This is a genomic window from Roseixanthobacter pseudopolyaromaticivorans, assembly GCF_043195145.2.
Classification (GTDB): Bacteria; Pseudomonadota; Alphaproteobacteria; order Rhizobiales; family Xanthobacteraceae; genus NCEH01.
In genome coordinates this window covers 4,154,285-4,176,505 of sequence record NZ_CM195539.1, presented here as the reverse complement: position 1 = coordinate 4,176,505, position 22,221 = coordinate 4,154,285, and the positions used below count along the sequence as shown (strand labels likewise).

The 22,221-nt window shown below is 65.4% G+C and carries 20 protein-coding genes, 1 tRNA gene and 1 pseudogene; 16 read left to right on the top strand and 6 right to left on the bottom strand.

Annotated elements, in window-relative coordinates; translation table 11 throughout:
- Nucleotides 1-26: 26 nt before the first annotated feature.
- From V5F68_RS19575 to V5F68_RS19565, 3 genes are all read left to right on the top strand, one after another.
- Nucleotides 27-896 (top strand): F0F1 ATP synthase subunit gamma, encoded by an 870-nt coding sequence (locus tag V5F68_RS19575; protein WP_348843815.1) that lies wholly within the window; start codon nt 27-29, stop codon nt 894-896.
- A 34-nt stretch (nt 897-930) separates the two neighbouring features.
- Nucleotides 931-2,367, top strand: coding sequence for a F0F1 ATP synthase subunit beta (atpD, locus tag V5F68_RS19570; protein WP_394015887.1), 1,437 nt, complete (start codon nt 931-933; stop codon nt 2,365-2,367).
- Nucleotides 2,368-2,486: 119 nt separating this feature from the next.
- Nucleotides 2,487-2,906, top strand: a complete 420-nt coding sequence (locus tag V5F68_RS19565; protein WP_394015888.1) for a F0F1 ATP synthase subunit epsilon — start codon at nt 2,487-2,489, stop codon at nt 2,904-2,906.
- Between the two features lie 201 nt (nt 2,907-3,107).
- Here the strand turns inward: V5F68_RS19565 and V5F68_RS19560 are convergent, their stop codons facing one another.
- The 4 genes from V5F68_RS19560 to rplU form a co-directional block, all read right to left on the bottom strand.
- Nucleotides 3,108-3,614 carry an RNA pyrophosphohydrolase gene (locus tag V5F68_RS19560; RefSeq protein ID WP_394015889.1) on the bottom strand — a complete coding sequence of 169 codons (507 nt, stop codon included), beginning with the start codon at nt 3,612-3,614 and terminating at the stop codon, nt 3,108-3,110.
- A 152-nt stretch (nt 3,615-3,766) separates the two neighbouring features.
- Nucleotides 3,767-4,396, bottom strand: a complete 630-nt coding sequence (locus V5F68_RS19555; protein WP_394015890.1) for a GNAT family N-acetyltransferase — start codon at nt 4,394-4,396, stop codon at nt 3,767-3,769.
- 138 nt (nt 4,397-4,534) lie between these two features.
- Nucleotides 4,535-4,810 (bottom strand): 50S ribosomal protein L27, encoded by a 276-nt coding sequence (gene rpmA, locus V5F68_RS19550; RefSeq protein WP_348843820.1) that lies wholly within the window; start codon nt 4,808-4,810, stop codon nt 4,535-4,537.
- Between the two features lie 20 nt (nt 4,811-4,830).
- Nucleotides 4,831-5,205, bottom strand: a complete 375-nt coding sequence (gene rplU, locus V5F68_RS19545) for a 50S ribosomal protein L21 (RefSeq protein WP_394015891.1) — start codon at nt 5,203-5,205, stop codon at nt 4,831-4,833.
- A gap of 271 nt (nt 5,206-5,476) precedes the next feature.
- Between rplU and V5F68_RS19540 the strand changes: the two genes are divergently transcribed.
- The 3 genes from V5F68_RS19540 to V5F68_RS19530 all read left to right on the top strand — a co-directional run bounded on the left by V5F68_RS19540 (nt 5,477) and on the right by V5F68_RS19530 (nt 7,138).
- On the top strand, nt 5,477-5,872 hold the full coding sequence (locus tag V5F68_RS19540; protein WP_394015892.1) for an acyl-CoA thioesterase: 396 nt from the start codon (nt 5,477-5,479) through the stop codon (nt 5,870-5,872).
- 115 nt (nt 5,873-5,987) lie between these two features.
- A tRNA-Ser gene (locus V5F68_RS19535) sits at nt 5,988-6,077 on the top strand.
- A gap of 377 nt (nt 6,078-6,454) precedes the next feature.
- Nucleotides 6,455-7,138: a hypothetical protein gene (locus V5F68_RS19530; protein WP_509274586.1), complete on the top strand. Its 684-nt coding sequence runs from the start codon at nt 6,455-6,457 to the stop codon at nt 7,136-7,138.
- Between the two features lie 63 nt (nt 7,139-7,201).
- Here the strand turns inward: V5F68_RS19530 and V5F68_RS19525 are convergent, their stop codons facing one another.
- The gene (locus tag V5F68_RS19525; RefSeq protein ID WP_348846213.1) at nt 7,202-7,462 is read right to left on the bottom strand and encodes a helix-turn-helix domain-containing protein; all 261 of its coding nucleotides are present in this window, start codon (nt 7,460-7,462) and stop codon (nt 7,202-7,204) included.
- A gap of 107 nt (nt 7,463-7,569) precedes the next feature.
- Between V5F68_RS19525 and V5F68_RS19520 the strand changes: the two genes are divergently transcribed.
- The 4 genes and pseudogenes from V5F68_RS19520 to V5F68_RS19505 all read left to right on the top strand — a co-directional run.
- Nucleotides 7,570-9,135, top strand: coding sequence for a hypothetical protein (locus tag V5F68_RS19520; protein WP_509274585.1), 1,566 nt, complete (start codon nt 7,570-7,572; stop codon nt 9,133-9,135).
- Between the two features lie 91 nt (nt 9,136-9,226).
- Nucleotides 9,227-9,664 carry a hypothetical protein gene (locus V5F68_RS19515; RefSeq protein ID WP_509274584.1) on the top strand — a complete coding sequence of 146 codons (438 nt, stop codon included), beginning with the start codon at nt 9,227-9,229 and terminating at the stop codon, nt 9,662-9,664.
- Nucleotides 9,661-10,863, top strand: a complete 1,203-nt coding sequence (locus V5F68_RS19510) for a COG3904 family protein (protein WP_509274583.1) — start codon at nt 9,661-9,663, stop codon at nt 10,861-10,863. The genes V5F68_RS19515 and V5F68_RS19510 overlap by 4 nt, the downstream gene beginning before the upstream one ends.
- 93 nt (nt 10,864-10,956) lie before the next feature.
- Nucleotides 10,957-11,236 (top strand): annotated as a pseudogene (locus V5F68_RS19505) (hypothetical protein); the annotation flags it as partial.
- Here the strand turns inward: V5F68_RS19505 and V5F68_RS19500 are convergent.
- Nucleotides 11,216-12,112, bottom strand: a complete 897-nt coding sequence (locus V5F68_RS19500) for a LysR family transcriptional regulator (protein ID WP_394016397.1) — start codon at nt 12,110-12,112, stop codon at nt 11,216-11,218. The pseudogene V5F68_RS19505 and the gene V5F68_RS19500 overlap by 21 nt on opposite strands.
- Before the next feature lie 251 nt (nt 12,113-12,363).
- On the opposite strand from V5F68_RS19500, the gene V5F68_RS19495 reads away from it, so the two are divergent.
- From V5F68_RS19495 to V5F68_RS19470, 6 genes are all read left to right on the top strand, one after another.
- Entirely contained in the window at nt 12,364-13,047 is a 684-nt protein-coding gene (locus tag V5F68_RS19495; protein WP_394016398.1) for a gamma-glutamylcyclotransferase, read from the top strand.
- A 116-nt stretch (nt 13,048-13,163) separates the two neighbouring features.
- The gene (locus V5F68_RS19490) at nt 13,164-14,708 is read left to right on the top strand and encodes an MFS transporter (RefSeq protein WP_394016399.1); all 1,545 of its coding nucleotides are present in this window, start codon (nt 13,164-13,166) and stop codon (nt 14,706-14,708) included.
- 343 nt (nt 14,709-15,051) lie between these two features.
- Nucleotides 15,052-16,224: an efflux RND transporter periplasmic adaptor subunit gene (locus V5F68_RS19485; RefSeq protein ID WP_394016400.1), complete on the top strand. Its 1,173-nt coding sequence runs from the start codon at nt 15,052-15,054 to the stop codon at nt 16,222-16,224.
- Nucleotides 16,221-19,394: an efflux RND transporter permease subunit gene (locus V5F68_RS19480; protein WP_394016401.1), complete on the top strand. Its 3,174-nt coding sequence runs from the start codon at nt 16,221-16,223 to the stop codon at nt 19,392-19,394. The genes V5F68_RS19485 and V5F68_RS19480 overlap by 4 nt, the downstream gene beginning before the upstream one ends.
- Before the next feature lie 195 nt (nt 19,395-19,589).
- Nucleotides 19,590-20,231, top strand: a complete 642-nt coding sequence (locus tag V5F68_RS19475) for a glutathione S-transferase family protein (RefSeq protein WP_394016402.1) — start codon at nt 19,590-19,592, stop codon at nt 20,229-20,231.
- A 526-nt stretch (nt 20,232-20,757) separates the two neighbouring features.
- Entirely contained in the window at nt 20,758-22,197 is a 1,440-nt protein-coding gene (locus V5F68_RS19470) for an IS1182 family transposase (protein WP_394016432.1), read from the top strand.
- The last annotated feature ends 24 nt before the right edge of the window (nt 22,198-22,221 follow it).

Below are 22,221 nucleotides of genomic sequence, written 5' to 3'. Positions count from 1 at the left end.
TTCCTCGAGATTGATGGACGGGCGCAATGGCGAGCCTGAAAGAACTTAGAAACCGGATCGCCTCGGTCAAGGCGACGCAGAAGATCACCAAGGCGATGCAGATGGTCGCCGCGGCGAAGCTGCGTCGCGCCCAGACCATGGCGGAGGCCGCGCGTCCGTTCGCCGAGCGGATGGATGCGGTCCTCGGCAATCTGGCCTCCGGCGTCACGGTCAGCGCCGATACGCCCCTCCTTCTGGCGGGCACGGGCAAGGACGAGAAGCATCTGCTGCTCGTCTGCACCTCCGAGCGCGGCCTGTGCGGCGCCTTCAATACTCAGATCGTGCGTTTCGCGCGCGAGCGGGCCTATGCCCTGATGGCCCAAGGGAAGGACGTGAAGTTCTTCTGCGTCGGCCGCAAGGGCTACGACCAGCTGCGCCGCACCTTCCCGAACCAGATCGTCGAGCTGGTTGACCTGCGGGCGGTGCGCACGCTGGGCTTCGTGAATGCGCAGGATATCGCGGAAAAGATCATCGCCCGCTTCAACAAAGGCGAGTTCGATGTCTGCACCCTGTTCTTCTCGCACTTCAAGTCGGTGATCTCGCAGATCCCGACCGCGCAGCAGATCATCCCCGCCACCTTCGAGGAGAAGGCCGGCGAGGCGAGCACCTATGATTACGAGCCGGACGAGGGCGAGATCCTCGCCGACCTGCTGCCGCGCAATCTCGCGGTCCAGGTGTTCCGCGCCCTGCTGGAAAATCAGGCGTCTTTCTATGGGTCGCAGATGAGCGCCATGGACAACGCCACCCGCAATGCGGGCGAGATGATCAAGAAGCAGACCCTCATCTACAACCGCACGCGCCAGGCCATGATCACGAAGGAACTCATCGAGATCATCTCCGGCGCAGAAGCGCTCTGACGGCAGCGCGGTCGAGACACAAGGACGACGAACTATGGCCAACCCCACCGGACGCATCTCTCAGGTCATCGGCGCCGTCGTCGACGTGCAGTTCGACGGCCACCTGCCGGCAATCCTCAACGCCCTGGAAACCACCAACCAGGGCAACCGCCTGGTGCTCGAAGTGGCCCAGCATCTCGGCGAGAGCACCGTGCGCACCATCGCCATGGACTCCACCGAAGGCCTGGTACGCGGCCAGCCGGTGACCGATACCGGCGCCCCGATCCAGGTGCCGGTGGGCGAAGCCACCCTCGGCCGCATCATGAACGTCATCGGCGAGCCGGTGGACGAGCTCGGCCCGATCGTCGGCGAGATGGTCCGCGCCATCCACCAGGAAGCCCCGACCTACGCCGAGCAATCCACTGAAGCCGAGATCCTGGTCACGGGCATCAAGGTGGTGGACCTGCTGGCGCCTTACTCCAAGGGCGGCAAGATCGGCCTGTTCGGCGGCGCCGGCGTGGGCAAGACCGTGCTCATCATGGAGCTGATCAACAACATCGCGAAGGCGCACGGCGGCTATTCCGTGTTCGCCGGCGTGGGCGAGCGCACCCGTGAGGGCAACGATCTCTACTACGAAATGATCGAGTCCAAGGTGAATGTGGACCCGCACGAGCATGACGGCTCGGCCGCCGGCTCCAAGTGCGCCCTGGTCTACGGCCAGATGAACGAGCCTCCGGGCGCCCGCGCCCGCGTCGCGCTGACCGGCCTCACCGTCGCCGAGCATTTCCGCGACCAGGGCCAGGACGTGCTGTTCTTCGTGGACAACATCTTCCGCTTCACCCAGGCGGGTTCGGAAGTGTCGGCGCTGCTCGGCCGCATTCCCTCGGCGGTGGGCTATCAGCCGACGCTGGCGACCGACATGGGCGCGCTGCAAGAGCGCATCACCACCACCACCAAGGGGTCGATCACCTCGGTGCAGGCCATCTACGTGCCCGCCGACGATCTGACCGACCCGGCGCCCGCCGCCTCGTTCGCCCATCTGGACGCGACCACCGTTCTGTCGCGCTCGATCGCGGAAAAGGGCATCTATCCGGCGGTGGACCCGCTGGACTCCACCTCGCGCATTCTCTCGCCGCTGGTGATCGGCGACGAGCATTACAATGTGGCCCGTCAGGTTCAGCAGACCCTGCAGCGCTACAAGTCGCTTCAGGACATCATCGCCATTCTCGGCATGGATGAGCTGAGCGAAGAGGACAAGCTTGTGGTGTCGCGCGCCCGCAAGATCGAGCGCTTCCTCTCCCAGCCGTTCCACGTGGCCGAAGTGTTCACCGGCTCGCCCGGCAAGCTGGTCGATCTCGCCGACACCATCAAGGGCTTCAAGGGCCTGGTGGAAGGCAAGTATGACCACCTGCCGGAAGGCGCCTTCTACATGGTGGGCACCATCGAGGAAGCCATCGAGAAGGGTAAGAAGATGGCGGCTGCGGCCGCCTGAGTTCAAGCGCCTGAGCCTTCGGGCCTGAAGGTTGATAGAGGCCGGCCCCATGTCCCGCGCAAGCGGATGCGGGGCCGGCATCGAACGCATCAAAGGCCCGCGCGGTCGGAGACACACAGATGGCCACCTTCCCCTTTGAGCTCGTCTCGCCCGAGAAGCTCCTCTTTTCCGGCCAGGTGCAGGAAGTGGGCGTGCCCGGTAGCGAAGGCGATTTCGGCGTCATGGCCGGCCATGCGCCGTTCATCGCCACATTGCGCCCGGGCATCCTGACCATTCATGCCGACGGTGGCGCAAAGCGCCTGTTCGTGCGCGGCGGCTTCGCCGAGGTGAACCCCACCGGCCTTACCGTTCTCGCCGAGCGCGCGGTGCCGGTGGAAGAGATCAAGCCGGAGATGCTGCGCCAGCTCATCAAGGACGCGCAGGAAGACATCGCCGACGCCCGCACCGATGAGGCGCTTCAGCGCGCCGAGGCGCAGGTCGCCGATCTCAAGCAGGTGCTGGACATTCTGGTGCCCGGCGAAGCGCCGCTGCCCCATTGAGGCATGTCGGCCCTTCGGGCAGGTCAGGAAAAATTAAGGCCCGGCATTGCCGGGCCTTTTTGTTTGGATGGGTCATCCGTCCCTAACCCGCTGCGCAGAAGGCCCTCGCTCTAAAGGCCGAGGCGACACCGAGCACCGCGTCACGACGAGCACAGGGTCATCCGCCCCGCCAAATGCATACAACGGCCCGCGCTGCGTCGGTCAGGGCATGGCGAAACGGCGGAAATCGTGGATGACCCGCTCGTAGACGGCGCGCTTGAAAGGCACCACCAGCTCTGCCGTGCGCTCCAGGTTCTCCCAGCGCCAATGGGCGAATTCGGGCCTGTGCTGGCCGCCGCCCGGCTTGAGAATGTCGATCTCCCCGTCCGTTCCGGTGAAGCGTAGGGCGAACCAGCGCTGCGTCTGCCCGCGATACTTGCCCTTCCATGCCTGCCCCGCGATGCGGCCGGGAAGGTCATAGTTCAGCCAGTCCTCGACTTCCCCGAGCCGGACCACCGAGCGGATCGAGGTTTCCTCATACAATTCACGCAACGCTGCCGCGAAGGGCTCTTCGCCCGCATCGATGCCGCCCTGGGGCATCTGCCAGGAATGAACCATGTCGACATGCTCAGGGCCGCCCGGACGCTGGCCCATGAACACTTGGCCAGCCTGGTTGAACACGGCAAGGCCGACGCATCGACGATAGGGCAGATCTTCCTGACGCTTCATGGGGCACCTCGTGTGGTTTCCGGCGGCGCGTTCGCGGCCCTGCTTAGCAAATCCGCGCCCCGTTTGCGCGGGACGTGAGCAGGGGCGCGCGCGGAAAATGACGCGCCCGATCCCACGCCCGCATGCCGCGCCGGAGGCCCGAGCGCGCGGCGTCAGTGCGCCCGCATTCCCCGCGGCAGGGCGGTCGCCGCCCAGGCGCGCAGCGACACCCAGGTGCGACGGTCGAGCAGGAAGCGGTCCACGGGCACGGAAGCGGCCAGCGCCTTCACCCGGCACAGCCCGGCGCCGCACCATTGGAACGCGCACTTCTCCAGCACCCGCCGGGAGGCGGGATTGACGACGCGGGCGGCGCCTGCAATCTGCGCGACAGCGGTTTCGGAAAAGGCATAGTCGATCACCGCCCGGGCCGCCTCGGTGGCGATGCCGCGGCCCCAGAACGGCTCGCCGATCCAATAGCCAAGCTCGGGCGCAGGCTCGCCGGGCCGGCGCGCGAACCCGCACATGCCGACCAGGGTGAGCTCCCCTTCCTGCTTCAGAAGCACGGCGAAGGTGGCGGCTTCCTCGCCCTGGGGCGCGTTTGCCACGAAGCTTGCCGCATCTGCGATGCGATAGGGATGGGGCAGGTTGGCGGTCATTTCCGCAATGCGCCGGCTATTGGCCAGCGCCGCAATGGCATCCACGTCCTCGATCTTGGGCGCGCGCAGCACCAGCCGCGCGGTCTCGAGGACGGGAATACAGCTTTCCTGCAGCGCAACTCCGGGTGGCGTCTCGATGATGGTCATGGCGGGCTCCAGGCCAAGGCAAAAGAAAACCGGGAAGACGTGCCCGTCTCCCCGGTTCATCGGAGCCCCAGCTTCCTGGTTCAGGCTCCCTCCGGTTCGACGAGACCGGCGGGATCCTGCATTTTCAGGTCTCGCCGGTTATTCAGCCGCCTCAAGGGCGGGGGTAGCTACAACAGAGACGAACGTGCGGTCGTTGGCTTTGGTGCGGAATTCAACTCGGCCTTCAATAAGCGCGAACAAGGTATGGTCCTTGCCCATGCCGACATTGGTGCCGGGATGCCATTTGGTGCCGCGTTGACGCACGATGATGTTGCCGGGAACAACTTCCTGGCCGCCGAAGCGCTTCACGCCAAGGCGACGGCCGTCGGAATCGCGGCCGTTGCGGGACGAACCGCCTGCTTTTTTATGAGCCATTTGCGCTCTCCGTTCTCAGATCAAGCTTCGGCCGCGGCCTGTTCGGCCGGCGCAGCTTGGGTTGCGGGGACGACGGCCTTGCCGTCGGTTCCGAGAATCTCGGTGATGCGCACGACGGTGAGGTCGGCGCGGAAGCCACGCTTGCGGCGCGAGTTCTGCCGGCGGCGCTTCTTGAACGCGATCACCTTGTCGCCGCGGGTCTGTTCGACCACTTCCACGGTAACGGAGGCGCCGTCCACGAGCGGGGCACCGATCACGGTGGTCTCGCCTGCCAGCATGAGCACGGGGAGCGACAGAATCTGGCCGGCTTCGGCGTCGATGATCTTGTCGACGGTGATGACGTCGTGCGGGGCGACGCGGTACTGCTTGCCGCCCGTCTTGATGACCGCGAACATCTTTGTCTCGCTTTCGTGTTCCACCCGCCTCGAAGGGAGGGCTTCTTTCGGTCGATTGGGAATATGGGCGCAAAGGCCCACGCGAAGCGGCTCGTGTACCCTTTGCCGGGTCGGTTTGTCAATGCGCCGGCTTGCGCAAAAACATGGAGCGGTGCCGGTTTGCGTCCGGCGGCGTGGTGTCTTAACCCTGCGTTTGAAACATCTTCAAGCGGGTTCCCATCACAGGTCCGCCACCTCCGCCACGCCAGGTTCGATTCGCAAGGGTCCCATCATGCACGACAAGCAGGCCGAAATTCCGGACGGCATGCCCGCCATCCGCACCATCGCCATGCCGGCGGATACCAATCCGAGCGGGGACATCTTCGGCGGCTGGCTGATGTCGCAGATGGATCTGGCGGCGGGTAACATCGCCGCCCGCCGGGCCCGCGGACGCTGTGCGACGGTGGCGGTGGAGGCGATCACCTTCCTCGGCCCGGTGTTCGTGGGAGACGAAGTGAGCCTGTTCGCCAACATCCTGTCGGTGGGCCGCACGTCGATGCGGATCGAGGTGGAAGCCTGGCGCCGCGCGCGCGAGGGCGAGGACACGCGCAAGGTGACGGAGGCGGTCTTCACCTTCGTCGCCATCGACGCCCACGGCAAGCCGCGCCCAGTCGGTGATGTCGCCTGAGCGGTGCTCGACGTCCGGGCGTGGAAAGGGTGTGCAGGGCGTCTTGTGCTTGTTTCCCGGCTCGGTTAGAAGCGCAGGACCACATAAACGGGCGCGGCGCGCCCGTGCCCCGGCTGGAGAGGTGGCAGAGTGGTCGAATGCACCGCACTCGAAATGCGGCATACGGGCAACCGTATCGGGGGTTCAAATCCCTCCCTCTCCGCCAATCACTGCGGTAAGTCGTTGAAAATAAAGACTTATCTATCTCAGGCGATGCCTCTCCCCACATTGCGCCCCACATTTTGAACGTGCTGCTCTCGCGTGCGCGCGAGGCGATCATCTCGCGTCGATGAACGCGTTCTGAGCCTCAGCGTTGAGCAGCGATTTCGATTGTATCGGGCGTCATACCTGCCTAAAGCGCGCTCTCGCGGGCAAATCAGATACATCGCCGCCTCGAACCGCTGAGGTTCAAATACTCAAGCGTGATTTGAGGTTCGATTTAACGTAAAAAAGCCCCCTCAGCACGATCTTATTGACAAAACGACGGTATTATGATACAATGTAGAGGCGGAGACTGCCGCCAGCCTCACGAAAGATCGCATCATGACTGTCAAATCTCAGACCACCTCGCACGGCATTCTCGTGCTCTTCAATGCGACGCCGTCCCAGGCCGCAAAGTTCGAAGGCGAAGCCGCTGAAAAGGCGCGCGTTGCTGCCGAGGGCCTCGGCCATCGCAGCGTCACGCTGAATCCGGCGAAGGACGCCAAGCTCATCACGAGTCTCGCGCGCGGCGCCTTCGACAAGGAGGGTGCTCCCCTGCTCGGCGCGGTCACGCCCCGCATGATCAGCGAGCTCTCAGCCGTGGTCGAGAGCGCGGCCAAAACGGCGCCTGTCGTGTCATTGATTCCGAAGGCCGCTGAGGCCAAGGCGGCAACAAAGGCGACGACGCCTGCGCCGGCCGTCGAAACGGCCGCTGAGGCCGCCTCGGGCGCCACGGACAAGCCTGTCTCTGCCGTGGCCATCGCATCGCAGAACATGCTCGACGGCGGCAATCTCGGTGTTGTCAGTAAGGAGGTCGCCGTGGGGCTCTGGCCCGAGATTGCCAGCGGCCATCTGGTGCTGGCGCCCGACTATGAAGAGGGTGCGTTCAACGGCTGGTGGCCGGCCGAGGTGATCAATCGCGACGCGACCCGGGCCACGCTCAAATGGCACGGCTTCGACGATCTGCCGGTGATCACGCGGCCGATCAGCCAACTCGCCCTCATGCATCCCGATTGCAAGGCGTGAGCGGGAAGCTGGGAGGCCTCATGGCCTCCCAGCACTTATTACCTGGGACCGGGCGGACAAAGACTAAGGCCGCTTGCGACCACCCTTCAGTGGCGACGGTGGCACTGCATCTGCCGGAGGCTTCTGCAGCAGATCGGCAACGGGCACTTCGAGCACATCCGCCAGTCTATCGAGAAGATCTATCGTGGGATTTTCCGTCTGGCGCTCGATGCCACCGACATAAGCGCGATCAATGCCGGAATCAGCCGCGAGTCGCTCTTGCGAGACTCCGCGAGCCACGCGCAATGCGCGGACGTTCCAAGCCAAAATAGCGCGCCCCTTCATGCGCTCGAAAGCAGCAGCCAGATGGCTATTAAACCACTGGCTATTGCCATCATGTATGAATATCTTCGTCGCGAAATACCTCCACGCCTCAGAAAGGAACCCCTCCGATGGCCTCTCCCAGGCTGATCAGGACGCTTGCGCTGTGCGGCAGCCTCGGCCTGCTCGCCAGCCCCGCCTTGGCCCGCTCCGAGTATGGCTACAAGGACCGGATCTTCGAGCAGAAGTACGTCCTGCCGGAAAAGCTCAGCGACGATGAGCTCGTAATGCTCCGCCTGCTGTTCATGACGATCGGCACCACCCCCGCGCAGATCGAGGCGTTCTTCGGCGCGGAATTGGCCCAGGCCATGGGTGGCGCGTGCGACACGGTCGTGATTTTGAAGAAGGCGATCTCCGCGCCGCCCCTCTCGCCGGCGCAGGACATGATCGCCAAAGCCGCCCAATCTTCGCCGGCCCCGACATCGAAGCCGCAGCAATCCGGATTGTCCGCCGACGAGCTCTGCCTGGCGCAGACGGTTCTGTTCAAGTTCGCCTATGCCGACAGCCTGTCGACCGACCGGCAATTGAGCGATCTGGCGGCCGCGACCCGCAGGCGCTTCGCGGCGAACTGGGTGTCGTTGGCCGAGTTGCAAAAGGCGGAGACGCAGACCGCCGCCGGCAGGCTCACCAATATCCGGTCGCGTGTGGCGCGCCTCGCTGCTGTCGGGGTCGTCGTTTCCGCCGCCGATGGGGGCGCCATGCAGGACAGCCCCGTCAAGGAGACCCTGAAGCAGCTTGTGGGAGATGAGCCCTACACCACCATCGATCGCCGCCTGACCGAGATCGAAGAGGAGGCGGTGCGCTCCCTTCAGGCGCACGAAGCGGCGCGCCGACAGGAAGAATTGCGGCAGCAAGAGGAAGCGCGCCTTCAGCAGGAAACGCGGCGCCAGGATGAGGCGCGGCGTGAGGAAGAAGGCCGCGCAATGCGCGATGCGGAGGCGCGCGAGAGGCAGGCACAGGCCACTGCCACGGCTGCCGCCGATGCTTTGGATGCCGCTCAAGCGCGTGTCGCGCGAGCACGCCAAGCCGTGCAGGCGGCCGAGCGGCGCTTGCAGGAGCGGTCCGCCGCGATACAGGCCGATCAGGCGCGCCGCATGCAGAGCCTGGCCATGGGCATGGCGCGGGGACCGTCCGGCATGGCGCAAGCGTTCCAGGATCTGGCGGGCGGCGGCGGTCCCGATCCCCTGGAAGGAGTGCGGCGCGAGCGAGCACAGGCGCAGCGCGAGCTCGATCAGGCCTTGGCCGCGCTCGCCACGCTGCGGTCAGCCCCAAAGACGGCTTCGGCGTCGAAGGCCGCATCCGTCGCACAGCCGGGCGAGGAGCGCTGCGTCGAAGGCGGCCGCTGCACCATCGTCGAGCGCACGGTCTTCTGCCGCACGCCGCAGCAGCTCACAGCCATCCTGTCGGAGCGGCCGGGGCCGGCGCGGCGCAGGGTGCGCGATCTCTTCGCCAGCACGGGCGACTGCACCATCCTCGACGTCGGCGACACGCTGCAATGGGTCGACGCCATCGTCGTCATCCAGCCGAAGGGCGAGGCGCCGGCCGAACTCATCCCGGTCGCACGCGCCGACGGCCAGCGCGGGCTCGTGCTCAGCGGCGGCGTGGGGATGGCCGCGCCCGCCACGGCGCAGCGCTGAGCCGCGATCTCACGCGCGTTTCCATCGCGTCATCAAACATCGCTTCATCACATCATCGCGTCACTACTTGGGGGAAAGCATGAAAGTTCTGATGAAAAACCCGAAGACGGGCGAGCTCAAGCGCATCAAGGTCGGCTGGAGCTGGGTCCTGTTCTTCTTCTCCACCTTCTTCGGCATTCCGCTGTTCCTGCGCCGCCTCTATGTCTGGGGCATCCTCATCAATGTGATCAACTTCTCCACGACCATCAGCCAGAGCCTGGCGGACCTGGAGCCGAAGGAGGTGGGGATGATGGTGGTCATGGTCTGCATCCTCGATCTCGGCCTGATGATCTTCTTCGCGGTCAAGGGCAACGAACTCACCGCCAAGAATTATCTGGAGCACGGCTGGGTGTTCGCCGATCCGGATTCGCAGGAGACCTGGTACGCCAAGACCAGATGGAGCCTCGCCATCGACCGGCCGCCGTATCGCACCGAGCCGCATCCCATGGAGCCGAACCGCACCGAGCCGACCCTACGGAGCGAAGGATGATTTTTCGCGAGAAACGCATCTTCGCGAGCCTCGCCTTCGTCGCCCTCCTGGCGGTGGCGGCTCCCTCCAGCCGGGCGCAGGCGGAAGAACCGGATTGCGAGGCGCCGGACTATCGCCCCGCCGATTTGCGCAAGCCCATGCGCTTCTTCTCTCCGCCGAATGCGATCTGCAGCGGCAATGCCGTCGAGCGCGCCGACCTCGCCGTCGGCATGATCACGCCCGACACGCCGCAGGCCTTCGCCGTCTTCGCCCGCGACAATCCCGATGGCGGCATGCTGCGGTTCGTCTCGCCCGGCGGGGATCTTGCCTCCGCCGCCAAGCTGGGCGAACTGATCCGCAAGGCGGGCTTCGGCACCAGCCTCGGGGAGATCTGCGTCGGCGCCTGCGCCTATGCCATCCTCGGCGGCGTGAAACGCTACATGATCACGCAAGATCCCGGCGCCGAGGACCAGGGGGACCAGTTCGACCGCTTCGAGGGCGCCACCGGCACCCGGCTCGGCGTGCATCAGTTCTCCTTCTCGGGCACGACCGCCTATGCCCAGCAGATCATGGGGCGGCTGATCGACTATACGCTGAGCATGGGCATCGATCCCCGCTTTCTGGCGATGTCGGCCAAGACGCCGGAGGGCGCACCCCGCTGGCTCACGGCGGACGAGATGCGCGCCTGGAACGTCGACAACACGGCGCGCCGCTATGCACCCCTCAGCCTAGAGGCCGCCGGGGGCATGGGCAGAGACATCGGCGCCACTGCCGAAGTGGCCACGAGCCGCTTCGACGATACCACCCGCCTGCGCCTGTTCTGCCGCAGAGGCCGCAAGAACCCGCTCGTCGCCTTGGTGTTCCAACCGGGCTCGCGCGATACGGCGCTCGGGCAGAAGACCGGCCGGCCGGACGATGTGCTGAGCATGCTGGAGAACCTCGACATGGAGGTGCGCTTCGAGCGCGGCGGCACGCGCAAACTCGCCGCGCGCGTGCTCGACATCAAGCCCAGCCCCACCGCCGAGGCGCCGTTTCAGCTCATCGCCGTTCTGGAGCTCTCTGGCGTGTCATTCCAAGAGCTGGAAGCCATAGTCGCTGTCTCCTTCCAGGACGCGGGCGATCTCTCCCGCGCCGACTGGTCGATCCAGGACGCCCTGCGCTTCCGCGTCTTCGGCGACCGCCGCTTGATCCACCTTGCCATGGCGAACTGCACCGAGTGAACTCTTGCCAATGAGGAGGCCTTCGATGAATCCACCAGCCATTCTGCGTCGCTTGCTGATCGGCATCGGCGCTGTCACCTTCGCCGTCCTGCTCTCTTGGCCGACGCTGCCTGCGACCGTCTCAAGCTGATGGACAAGGCCGCCTATCTCGATTTCGTCGTCGAGATCATTCGCCGCCGCGACGTTGCCAAGGGCTTCGAAGTGCTGCCGCGCCGCTGGGTCGAACCGATGGCGCTGCCTCCTGCGTCACAACGAGCGTCGGGTCGAGATCTCAAAGGCCATGATCCTCGTCGCTATGGGCGGAAATCTCGCCCGCCGAAATGCGCCCGTGATTTTCCAAAAAGGCTCTCAGTCACCCAAACACTTCCACTAGATGGTTCAGGATCACGCGGGTCTTGGGCGGCATACGACGGCCCAGGGGGATGAGGGCATGCACCGGCGGACCTTGCACATCCGCTTCCGGGAGGAGGTGAACAAGTTCGCCGGCCGTAACATGAGGGTTGGCGACCCGGTCGTAGATCTGCCCGATGCCGAGCCCGTTGATGGTGGCGTCCACATAAGCCCTGCCATCCCCCGTGATGAGGCTGGCTTCAGGAGAGATTTGGAGCATCTTTCCCCCATCTGCCACAGACCAGGGACGAATGGTGCCGGAGCCGGAGCGGAAGACGATGCCCTCATGGTCTCGAAGCTCGGCGATGGCCCCGATGGGGCCGCGCCGCTTCAGATAGTCCGGCGAAGCATAAAGGCCGAGGCGGATGTCGCACAGCTTGCGAACGGTCATGCTGCTGTCCGCCGCAAGCGCGCCGGCACGGATGACGATATCCCAGCCCTCTCCCACAGCATCGGACTGGCGGTCGCTCAGGGACAGTTCGAGCGTCACCTTCGGATAGCGCGCCCGCACGGAGGCGAACGTCGGCAGCAGCAGCTTGCCGAAGCCGATGGGCGCGTCCATCCGCACGCGCCCCACGGGCTCCGAGCGGCGGGCCGAGAGGGCGACCTCCGCCTCCCCGAGAGTGTCCAAGGCCCCGCGGGCTGCGTCGAGATAGGTCTCGCCCTCCTCCGTGAGGCGCACGGCGCGCGTCGTGCGTTGAAAAAGCCGGGTGCCGAGCCGCGCCTCCAGGCGCTGCACCGCCTTGCCCACATTGGACTTGCTGGTGGCGAGCTGCTCGGCGGCGCGCGTGAAGCTGGCATTTTCGGCCACGGCCACGAAGGCGGCGATATCCTGGATCGGCGGAGGGTTGCGGTTCATTGGAAGCTCGCGGGCGGATAAGCTGCGCTGAATTCAGAATTATCACCTTATCGGCTCCAATCCCATTCCGATCCTCATCTGTCGGTCGGATTGGAGTTATAAAAACTGTTTAACTTCAACATGTTAATTCGTCTGTCTCCGCGCGGGATATAGAGCGTCGCCATTCTTCAAGTTTATCGCGCCCAGGCACCAGCGCATATCCATCGCACACCGACAATGGCACCGATGCGCCCGCCGCGTGCGAGAGTAAAATGCAAAGACACATTCTCACCCGGGAACTGATCGAGGCCGACGGCATCGATGCGATCGCCGCCCGCGACGCACCCACGCTGCGGATCCTCTCGCCTTCGGAGCGCGCAGCCTCGCTGCGCGAGACCCTTGCCGAGCGGCCGGAAGGCGATGTCTGGCTATTCGGCTATGGCTCGTTGATCTGGAATCCGTCGATCCAATTCGTGGAGCGCCGCACCGCGCGCGTCGAGGGTTGGCATCGCGCCTTCTGCCTTTCCACTTTGGTGGGTCGAGGCTCGATGGACAATCCGGGGCTCGTTCTCGGCCTCGATGAGGGCGGTTCATGCGCGGGTGTCGCGTTCCGCATCGCCGAGGAGATGCTGGAGGCTGAGCTCTCTCTTGTTTGGAAGCGCGAGATGCTCGCCGCCGCCTACGTTCCCCGTTGGGTGGATGTGCGCGACGATGCCGGTGCGCGCTTCGGCAATGCCATCGCCTTCACCATCGACAAGGCAGGCCGCCATTATGCCGGCGGCCTCCCGGAAGACGAGGCGATCCAACGTATCGCCACCGCTTCGGGTGCGCTCGGCTCCTCGGCCGACTATCTGTTCCAGACCTGCGAAGGACTGCGCGCCCACGGGATCCCGGACACGGAGCTGGAAGAGCTTGCGGCCCGCGTCGCCGCGGTGCAAGCCGCCGCTGCGGATTGATCACTGTCGCCTCAAGGGAGACAGAGCATCGCGTTCGGATGCGTTTATCCGGCGCACAGCAAGGACCAAGTCGGAGACTTCCGCGGCTGCGTGCCGCTTCTGGATAAGCCTCCCTCATGGACCAATCGTTACCCCCACCGGTTTCGGGCCGGATTTCCGTCGTCGCCATCGTGTGCCTGGCGGCCCTGATCCTCCCTCTCAGCTTCTCCGGCGGCGCTGTCGCAACCCCGGCCATCGGCCGCGATCTCGGCGGCGATGCGGCGGCGCTGACCTGGATCACCAACGCCTTCATGCTCACATTCGGCAGCCTGCTCATGACCGCCGGCGCCCTCGCCGACAGGTTCGGCCGCAAGATGGTGTTCACCGGCGGCGTCGCGCTATTCGTGGCCTTCTCCCTGGCGCTGAGCTTCGCGCCGTCCATCGTCGTCATCGACGTCCTGCGCGCGGCGCAAGGGATCGGCGCCGCGGGCGCGCTGGCCGGTGGTTCTTCTGTCATGGCCCAGGAATTCCAGGGGCGTCGGCGTGCGCTCGCATTCAGCATGCTGGGCACCACTTTTGGCCTTGGGCTCGCCTTGGGGCCCGTCATTGCCGGCCTTCTCATCGATGCTTTCGGGTGGCGGTCCATCTTCCTCACCAGCACCGGCATCGGCGCGCTCTCCCTTCTCCTCGCCTTGCCGGCCTTGCGCGAGACGCGGGATCCCGATGCCACGCGCCTTGACCTTCCCGGCGCGCTGAGCTTCACCGCAACGCTCTCGCTCTTCACCTTCGCCGTCATCGAGGGGCCCGGGCGGGGCTGGGGCGATGTGCGGGTGCTGGCGCTTTTCGCCGGCGCGGCGCTGATGTTCGGAGCGTTCATCTGTATCGAGGTCCGGGCAACGCGCCCCATGCTGGATCTCAGCTTGTTCCGCTATCCCCGCTTCCTCGGGGTCCAGCTCCTGCCGGTCGCCACCTGTTACTCCTATGTGGTGCTGCTCATCCTGCTTCCGCTGCGCTTCATCGGCATCGAGGGCATGAGCGAGGTCGAAGCCGGGTGGCTCATGACGGCTCTTTCCGCGCCGATGCTGGTCGTCCCTTCTCTCGCCGCGACGGCCACTCGGTGGATCTCGGCCGGCCTCATGTCCGCCATCGGCCTTGCTGCAGCATCGGTCGGGCTCGTCTGGCTTGGTTCCGTGCCTTCGGGCGCAGGCCTCGGCTTCGTCCCGCCCATGCTTGTCATTGGGCTTGGCGCCGGCGTGCCGTGGGGACTGATGGACGGTCTGGCCGTGAGCGTCGTGCCGAAAGAGCGCGCCGGGATGGCAGCGGGCATCTTCAACACGTCGCGCGTGGCGGGGGAGGGCATTGCGCTCGCCAGCGTCAGCGCAGCTCTGGCCACCCTTACCGCGCTCGGTGCGGGCATCCTCGCGCCGGACTTGCCGCCGGCCCAGCTTGCCGAGATCGCGCAGCGCTTGGCTGCGGGTGACCTCGCTCACGCCCTGGCTGCGGCACCAGGCGTGCCCGTCGCGCAGCTCGTGGCGAGCTACAGCCGCGCCTTCGCCGGACTTGCCGGCGGGCTCGCGGTCATCACGCTCCTCTCAGCTTTCGCCATCTACATGTTCCTGCGGCAGACCGCTCCGGCCACGAGAGAGCCGGGCGGTGCGAGCGAAGCGACCATTGCCGGCTGACGGAGCCGGCCGGTCGCGGTCATGCGCATTCCGAACACAAGCGAAGGGGGCCCATGCCGGCCCCCTTCTCGCGCCTCGTGCATTTCACCGGCGATGTTCGGCCTGGACGGCGGCGCGCCCTCATTGTCTCCCCCAAAGAGACAGAGCATGGCGGTGCAGCTTGTTTATCTCTCCGGTGCGAGCGGCCATGTTGCCACCACGGGCGGCCATCAGGCCGAAACCTCCACAAGAGTAATTCCGAACCCATCCGTTCAGAACTCAAGGCGCGAAAGTATTGGCGAAGGCCGGCTGCGAAGTCGGCGGGCGTCGATGGCATTCGCCCGGACGACAGAAAGTCCCGAACATGAAGCGACCCATCTTGTCTCTACAGCTCGCGGCGGTCAGCCTTCTTGCGCTGATGGTGGCTGCCTGCGAGCCGAGCACCGTTGCAGCGCCCGCGCCTCCGACCGTCTCCGCCAGCATGCCGATGCAGCGGGAAGTCACGGGCTGGGACACGTTCACCGGCCGGCTCGAAGCCGTCGACACCATCGAAGTGCGCCCGCGCGTGGGCGGATATGTCGAGAAGGTCGCGTTCCGCGACGGCGATTACGTCCGCCGCGGCGACCTGCTGTTCGTCATCGATCCGCGACCCTATCAGGCGGCGGTGACCCAGGCCGAGGGGCAGCTCGCCCAGGCCCACGCCCAGCTCGATCTCGCCGGGAAGGAGCTTGAGCGTGCCACCTCGCTGGTGAAGACCCAGGCGATCTCGACCGCCACCGTGGACCAGCGCCAGCAGGCGCAGGACGAGGCCAAGGCGGCGGTCATGACCGCGACCGGAGCCCTCGATCGTGCGAAGCTCGATCTCGAATTCACCAGCATCCACGCGCCCATTGACGGCCGCATCAGCCGCAAGCTGGTGGGCGCGGGCAATCTCGTGGCCGGCGGCGATGCCGGCGCGACGCTGCTCACCACCATCGTCTCGCTCGACACCATCGACGCCTATTTCGACATCGATGAGCAGAGCTATCTGCGCTACCGCAGGCTGGCCGAGAAGGACGGTAACACCTCGATGGTGGAGCTCGGCGGCCAGGTGCAGGTGGCGCTTCCGGGCTGGAGCACCGCGCGCTTCACTGGCACGCTGAACTTCGCCGAGAACCGGCTGGATGCCTCCACCGGCACGCTGCGCCTGCGGGCGCGCATCGCTAATCCCGGCCATGCGCTCAATCCGGGACAGTTCGTCCGCATCTCCATGGTGGCGGACGCCCCGCATCCGGCCCTGCTTGTGCCCGCCTCCGCGGTGACGAGCGATAGCGCCCAGCAGGTCCTCTATGTGGTCGGCACGGACGACAGTATCGTCGCCCGCCCGGTCACGCTCGGCCGGGTGTTCGGGAAGATGCGCGAGGTCACGGGCGGTCTGGAGGCGAGCGACCGCGTGGTCGTCTCCGGCCTCCAGCGGGCCCAGCCCGGCGCCAAGGTCAATGTGAAGGTCGAAACACTCGATCCCAAGCAATTCGCGTTAAATGGAGGTGTGTTATGAACCTCGGACAACTCTCCGTCAGGCAGCCGATCCTGGCGATCGTCCTTTCCATCGTGACCATCATCGTCGGCGGCATCGCTTATCTAAGCTTGCCGGTGACGGAATATCCCGATGTCGTGCCGCCCACCGTGGTGGTGTCGACGAGCTATCCCGGCGCCTCCGCGCAGACGGTCGCGGATACCATCGCGACCCCCATCGAGCAGGAGGTGAACGGCGTTGAGGACATGCTGTATCTCTACAGCCAGGCCACCTCCGACGGCGGCCTCACCCTGACCGTGACCTTCAAGAGCGGCACCGATCTCGACAAGGCGCAGGTGCTGGTCCAGAACCGCGTGGCGCTCGCCGTCCCGCGCCTGCCCGAGCCGGTGCAGCGCAACGGCGTGTCCGTGAAGAAGTCGTCGCCGACCATCCTCTCCGGCGTCTTCCTCTATTCGCCGGACGGTAGCTACGACCAGCTGTTCGTCTCCAACTTCGCCCTGCGGCGCGTGGTGGACGTCATCAAGCGCATCGACGGCGTCGGCGACATCCAACTGTTCGGCGTGCGCGAATATTCCATGCGCATCTGGCTCGATCCGGAGCGCGCCGCGTCCTTCAATCTGACGCCCGCCGACATCCGCCAGGCGGTCAACGCCCAGAACACGCAAGTGGCCGGCGGCGTGGTCGCCGAGCCGCCGGTGGCGAGCCAGGCCTTCCAGCCGACCCTCATCTTCGAGGGGCGCCTCAAGAAGCCGGCCGAGTTCGGCGAGATCATCGTCAAGCGCGGCGCGGGCGGACGGATCGTGCGCCTGAAGGACGTTGCGCGCACCGAGATCGGCGCACTCACCTACACCACGGACAGCTATCTCGGCGACAAGCCGGCGGTGGCGCTCGCGGTGCTCCAGCGACCCGGCGCGAACGCGCTCTCCACTCAGGATGCCATCGCCCGCACCATGGCGGAGCTGAAGAAGGATTTTCCGCGCGGCATCGACTACGACATCGGCTACAACCCCACCGCCTTCATCGGTGACAGCATCCATGAATTGGTGAAGACCATCTACGAAGCCATGGTGCTGGTGGTGCTGGTGGTCGTCGTGTTCCTCCAGGGCTGGCGCCCTTCCATCATCCCCATCCTGGCCATTCCGGTCTCGCTGGTTGGCACCATGGCGGTGATGGGCGCGCTCGGCTTCTCCATCAACAATCTGAGCCTGTTCGGGCTCGTGCTGGCTGTGGGCGTGGTGGTGGATGATGCCATCGTCGTGGTGGAGAATGTGGAGCGGCACCTCGCCGAGGGCAAAACGGCGCGCGAGGCGACGCTTCTGACCATGCAGGAAGTGGGCGGCGCACTGGTGGCGATCGCCTTGGTGCTGGCCTGCGTGTTCGTGCCCACCGCCTTCATTCCCGGCCTGTCGGGCCAGTTCTTCCGCCAGTTCGGCATCACCATTGCCGTGGCCACCATGATCTCGCTGTTCAACTCCTTCACGCTTTCGCCAGCCCTGGCCTCCATGATGCTGAAGCGGCATGCGGCCCATGACGACCACGCGCCCAAGCGTGGCCTCGCCGCCCTGGGCACCCGCGCCGCGGACGTGTTCAACGCCGGCTTCGAGCGGCTCTCCGGACTCTATGGCGCGGCCGTGGTCCGGCTCGTGGCGCATTGGAAGGTCATGCTGGCGCTCTACGTCGTCCTGCTGGGCGCGACCGCCTATCTCCTCCTGACCACGCCCAAGGGCTACATCCCCACACAGGATCGCGGCTACATCATCGCGATCCCGCAGCTTCCGGCGGGTGCCTCGCTGGAGCGCACCACGGAGGTCGCCAAGGAAGTGGGGCGTATCGCGCTCGACATCCCCGGCGTCTCACACCTGCCGACCTTCTCGGGCTTCTCCGGCGCCACCCAGACCATATCGTCTTCCTCGGCCGCCGCCTATGTGGTGCTGGAGCCGTTCGAGGAGCGGATGAAGCATGGACAGACGGCCCAGTCGATCCTAGAGGAACTGAAGACGCGCGTTGCCCACATCACCGGCGCCAGCATCCTTGTTGTGCCGCCGCCACCGGTCTCGGGCATCGGCAGCGCCGGGGGCTTCTCCATGCGGCTCGAGGATCGCGGCGGCGTCGGCACAGAGGCGCTCGACAAGGCGACCAACGACCTTGTCGCAGCAGCCAATGCAACGCCCGGGCTGGTGGGCGTCTACACCACCTTCTCGGCCAACACGCCCCAGATCAAGGTCGCCATCGACCGTGAGCGGGCGGAAATGCTCTCCGTGGCGAGCGCGGACGTGAACAGCGCCATCGAGAGCTATTTCGGCTCCAGCTACATCAACGACTTCAACCTCTATGGCCGCACCTATCGCGTCACCGCCCAGGCCGACCTTCCGTTCCGCACCACGGCGGAGGATCTGGCCCGGATCAAGGTGCGCAATGCGGCGGGCGACATGGTGCCGCTCGGCAATGTGGTGACGCTCGCCGATGCCTTCGGCGCCGACCGCGTGCCGCGCTACAACCTCTATCCCGCGACCGAGGTGAACGGCGACACCTTGGCCGGCTTCGGCGCGGCCTATGGCATTACCAAGATGGAGGAATTGGCGAAGCAGGTGCTGCCTGCGGGCGTCAGCTTCGAATGGACCGACCTCAGCTACCAGCAGACCACCGCGGGGAGTATCGGCCTCCTGGTGTTTCCGCTGTGCGTGGTGTTCGTCTATCTCGTGCTGGCCGCCCAGTATGGAAGCTGGAGCCTGCCGCTCTCCATCCTCCTGATCGTCCCCATGGTGCTGCTCGCCGGTTCGGCCGGCGTGCGGGCGCTGGGGCAGGACATGAACATCCTGACCCAGATCGGCTTCATCGTGCTCGTGGGCCTTGCCGCCAAGAACGCGATCCTGATCGTCGAGGTGGCACGCCAGCTCGAGCAGGAAGGCCATGCCACCGTCGACGCGGTGGTGAAGGCCGCCCGGCTCAGGCTGCGCCCCATCCTCATGACCTCCTTCGCCTTCATCCTGGGCGTGCTGCCGCTGGTGACCTCCAGCGGGCCGGGCGCCGAGATGCGGCAGGCCATGGGCGTCGCGGTGTTCTCCGGCATGCTGGGCGTCACCTTCTTCGGCCTCGTCTTCACGCCCGTCTTCTACGTGGCGATCCGGCGGCTGAGCGGGGGGCGCAAGCCGAGCGTGGAGGGCACTCCTTCGCAGGCCGTGCACGCCTGAGAACGGGCAGAGCAGAGGCGAAAATCGAGGCGTCGCAAGTCCCACCTGCGGCGCCTTTTTTTCATCTCTTCATTGTCGCTCCAGAAGCGAAAGAGCGTCCGATTTTGGAGCATTTATCGCCAGCGCTGCGACGTCGATAAAGGGCCATCACACGCGGCGCCGAACGACGCGCCGCCCACAGCAAGGACGCTTCTCATGAAACTCTACATCGCCGACAACACCTGCTCCCAGGCGGTCCAGATCGTCGCCAACGAGCTTGGGATCGATCTCGACCTCGTGCATTTCGACGTGGTGGGCAAGACCACCTCCAATGGCGAGGACTTCGCCGCCCTCAACCCCATGCTCTACGTGCCGGTGCTGAAGACCGGCGATGGACGGGACGATCTCCTCTCCGAGACGATCGTCGTCACCTCCTACCTCGCCGACCAGCATCCCGACGCCGGACTGATCCCGGCGCGCGGCACGTTCGAGCGGGCGAAGTTCGACCAGCTCCTGGTCTTCATCGCCACCGAGATCGCGCAGAAGCACATCCCCCTGATGCGTAAGCTCATGAGCGAGGAGGGCATTGCCTGGGCCCGCGGCAAGATCGTCAGCGCCTACAAGATGCTCGACGACCGCCTCGCTGACGGCCGCCCCTTCCTGACCGGCGAGAAGGTGAGCGTGGCTGACGCCTATCTCTGGGCCACCTTCTGGCACAAGCGCTCCGGCGCGCTCATCGAGCACTTGAAGCACGTGATGGCCTGGAAGGCCCGCATGGATGCGCTTCCCTCGGTGCGCAAGGCGCTGAAGGAGGAGGCCGCGGTGGTCGCTCAGCACAAAGGCCGGCTCGCGGCGTGACCTTCATGCCCAAAAGAAAGGGCCCACGGCGTGCCGCGGGCCCTTGTTCTTGCGCGCATTTATAGTGGTCTTGGGAGGCGTAACTGAAGCATCTTGCGTTGTGGTGCCTAACACACGCCTAAGGACACACCGTAAAAAGGTTGTAGTAACTCAACTAGGTGTAGAATCGGGAGCACCACACTTCAACGGTGGGTCGGCACAGATAACGACAAGGCAGCGCTAAGCGCTCAACACCAATTCATCCCGGCCACCCTAACCATCTGCGGGGGGCCACGTCTCCCGTTCATAGTGCGTTGACCGGCTTGGTGCTCTCAGTGGTATCAAGTGAGGATCGGGGCGAGGAGGGCGCGTCCATTACCCCGCCAAGCTCCTCGCGACCGCTTTGGGCCAGTTCTGCCCTGGACATTGATCAGCGATATGTCCGCTTCTCGCTTGAAGGACCCAATAGCGGATAGTCTGCTACCGGCCCGAGGCTGTGTGAAAACCCCTGATGATGCTATGATCTGGCAGTGCTTCGGGGTGCCATATGGGACGTTTCGTTGAAGCTGCTGACCGCCGCCAAGCAAGCTTTTTGCCGACGTGCCTGGAAGACTATGTGGATGCTGACAACCCGGTCCGCATCATTGACGCCTTCGTCGATGAACTCGATCTGGCCGAACTCGGCTTTGCTCGCGTGCAGCCGGCATCGACCGGCAGACCCGGTTATGCCCCGGGCACCATGCTCAAGCTTTATGTCTATGGCTATCTGCACCAGCTGACCTCGAGCCGGAAGCTGGAGCGCGAGGCGCGCCGCAACATCGAACTGATGTGGCTGACCGGCAAGCTGGCACCCGACTTCAAGACGATCGCGGACTTCCGCCATGACAATGCCAGCGCGATCCAGATCGCGTGCCAGCGCTTCGTCGCCATCTGTCGTGCCCTTGGCTTGGTCGGTGGTGGCATGGTCGCGATCGACGGATCACGCCTGCGCGCAGTGAACACGCACGAGAAGAACTACACCAAGGGCAAGCTGGCGCGCCGTAAGGCCCATGTCGAGGAGAGCATCGCGCGCTATCTCGCCGAGCTTGAGGAGACCGACAGGGCGGAGACCGGCCCGGCCACTTCCAGGATTCATCACCTGACCGAGCGACTGGCGTCGCTGCGTGGTCGGCTTCGCGAACTCGAGGAGATTGGCCAGCAACTGCAAGCCGCTCCCGATGAGCAGGTGTCGCTCACCGATCCCGATGCCCGTGCCATGGCGACCGGGAGCGACCATCGCGGGGTAGTCGGCTACAACGTCCAGGCGGCCGTCGATACCCGACACCACATCGTCGTCGCCAATGCGGTGACCAACCGCGGTCATGACCGCTCGCATCTGCTGGAGATGGCCACAGCGGCCCAGGCCGAGACCGGCGCTGCCGAAATGATCGCCCTGGCAGATCGTGGATACTATGAGGGCGAGCAAATCCGCGCTTGCGCCGAAGCTGGCATCATCCCGATAGTGCCCAAGCCAAATACCTCACCGGCTCAGGCGCGCGGCTTCTGGGGCAAGGCTAGGTTCGTGCATGAGCCGCAGACCGACACCTATCGCTGCCCCGCCGGTCAACAGCTGCAGAAACGCTTTGCCCGGGTGGAGGGCGGCAAGCTCATCAGCGTCTACTTCAACCAGAAGGCCTGCAGCGCCTGCCCGTCGCGTCCCCTGTGCACAGCCGGCAAGGAGAAGCGCATCCGCCGATGGGAGCATGAGGCCGTGCTTGATGAGATGGAGCGCAGGCTTCAAGCGATGCCCGAAGCCATGGCGGTTCGCCGCTGTACCGTCGAGCACGTCTTCGGCACCATCAAGGGCTGGATGGGTGCGACCCACTTCCGAACGCGCGGCCTCAAGCACGTCGCCACCGAAGCCAGCTTGGCGATACTGGCTTACAACATGAAGCGTGCCATTGCCGTGGCCGGCGTGGCCCCAACACTCAAGGCGATAGCCGGGTGACCGGAGCCGACGCGCACCATGGAA

What these genes read in the sequence shown, in the direction of transcription:
- V5F68_RS19575 (WP_348843815.1), top strand. Translation starts at nt 27, where the DNA reads ATGGCGAGCCTGAAAGAACTTAGAAACCGGATCGCCTCGGTCAAGGCG.
- atpD (WP_394015887.1), top strand. Translation starts at nt 931, where the DNA reads ATGGCCAACCCCACCGGACGCATCTCTCAGGTCATCGGCGCCGTCGTC.
- V5F68_RS19565 (WP_394015888.1), top strand. Translation starts at nt 2,487, where the DNA reads ATGGCCACCTTCCCCTTTGAGCTCGTCTCGCCCGAGAAGCTCCTCTTT.
- V5F68_RS19560 (WP_394015889.1), bottom strand. Translation starts at nt 3,614, where the DNA reads ATGAAGCGTCAGGAAGATCTGCCCTATCGTCGATGCGTCGGCCTTGCC.
- V5F68_RS19555 (WP_394015890.1), bottom strand. Translation starts at nt 4,396, where the DNA reads ATGACCATCATCGAGACGCCACCCGGAGTTGCGCTGCAGGAAAGCTGT.
- rpmA (WP_348843820.1), bottom strand. Translation starts at nt 4,810, where the DNA reads ATGGCTCATAAAAAAGCAGGCGGTTCGTCCCGCAACGGCCGCGATTCC.
- rplU (WP_394015891.1), bottom strand. Translation starts at nt 5,205, where the DNA reads ATGTTCGCGGTCATCAAGACGGGCGGCAAGCAGTACCGCGTCGCCCCG.
- V5F68_RS19540 (WP_394015892.1), top strand. Translation starts at nt 5,477, where the DNA reads ATGCACGACAAGCAGGCCGAAATTCCGGACGGCATGCCCGCCATCCGC.
- V5F68_RS19530 (WP_509274586.1), top strand. Translation starts at nt 6,455, where the DNA reads ATGACTGTCAAATCTCAGACCACCTCGCACGGCATTCTCGTGCTCTTC.
- V5F68_RS19525 (WP_348846213.1), bottom strand. Translation starts at nt 7,462, where the DNA reads ATGAAGGGGCGCGCTATTTTGGCTTGGAACGTCCGCGCATTGCGCGTG.
- V5F68_RS19520 (WP_509274585.1), top strand. Translation starts at nt 7,570, where the DNA reads ATGGCCTCTCCCAGGCTGATCAGGACGCTTGCGCTGTGCGGCAGCCTC.
- V5F68_RS19515 (WP_509274584.1), top strand. Translation starts at nt 9,227, where the DNA reads ATGAAAAACCCGAAGACGGGCGAGCTCAAGCGCATCAAGGTCGGCTGG.
- V5F68_RS19510 (WP_509274583.1), top strand. Translation starts at nt 9,661, where the DNA reads ATGATTTTTCGCGAGAAACGCATCTTCGCGAGCCTCGCCTTCGTCGCC.
- V5F68_RS19500 (WP_394016397.1), bottom strand. Translation starts at nt 12,112, where the DNA reads ATGAACCGCAACCCTCCGCCGATCCAGGATATCGCCGCCTTCGTGGCC.
- V5F68_RS19495 (WP_394016398.1), top strand. Translation starts at nt 12,364, where the DNA reads ATGCAAAGACACATTCTCACCCGGGAACTGATCGAGGCCGACGGCATC.
- V5F68_RS19490 (WP_394016399.1), top strand. Translation starts at nt 13,164, where the DNA reads ATGGACCAATCGTTACCCCCACCGGTTTCGGGCCGGATTTCCGTCGTC.
- V5F68_RS19485 (WP_394016400.1), top strand. Translation starts at nt 15,052, where the DNA reads ATGAAGCGACCCATCTTGTCTCTACAGCTCGCGGCGGTCAGCCTTCTT.
- V5F68_RS19480 (WP_394016401.1), top strand. Translation starts at nt 16,221, where the DNA reads ATGAACCTCGGACAACTCTCCGTCAGGCAGCCGATCCTGGCGATCGTC.
- V5F68_RS19475 (WP_394016402.1), top strand. Translation starts at nt 19,590, where the DNA reads ATGAAACTCTACATCGCCGACAACACCTGCTCCCAGGCGGTCCAGATC.
- V5F68_RS19470 (WP_394016432.1), top strand. Translation starts at nt 20,758, where the DNA reads ATGGGACGTTTCGTTGAAGCTGCTGACCGCCGCCAAGCAAGCTTTTTG.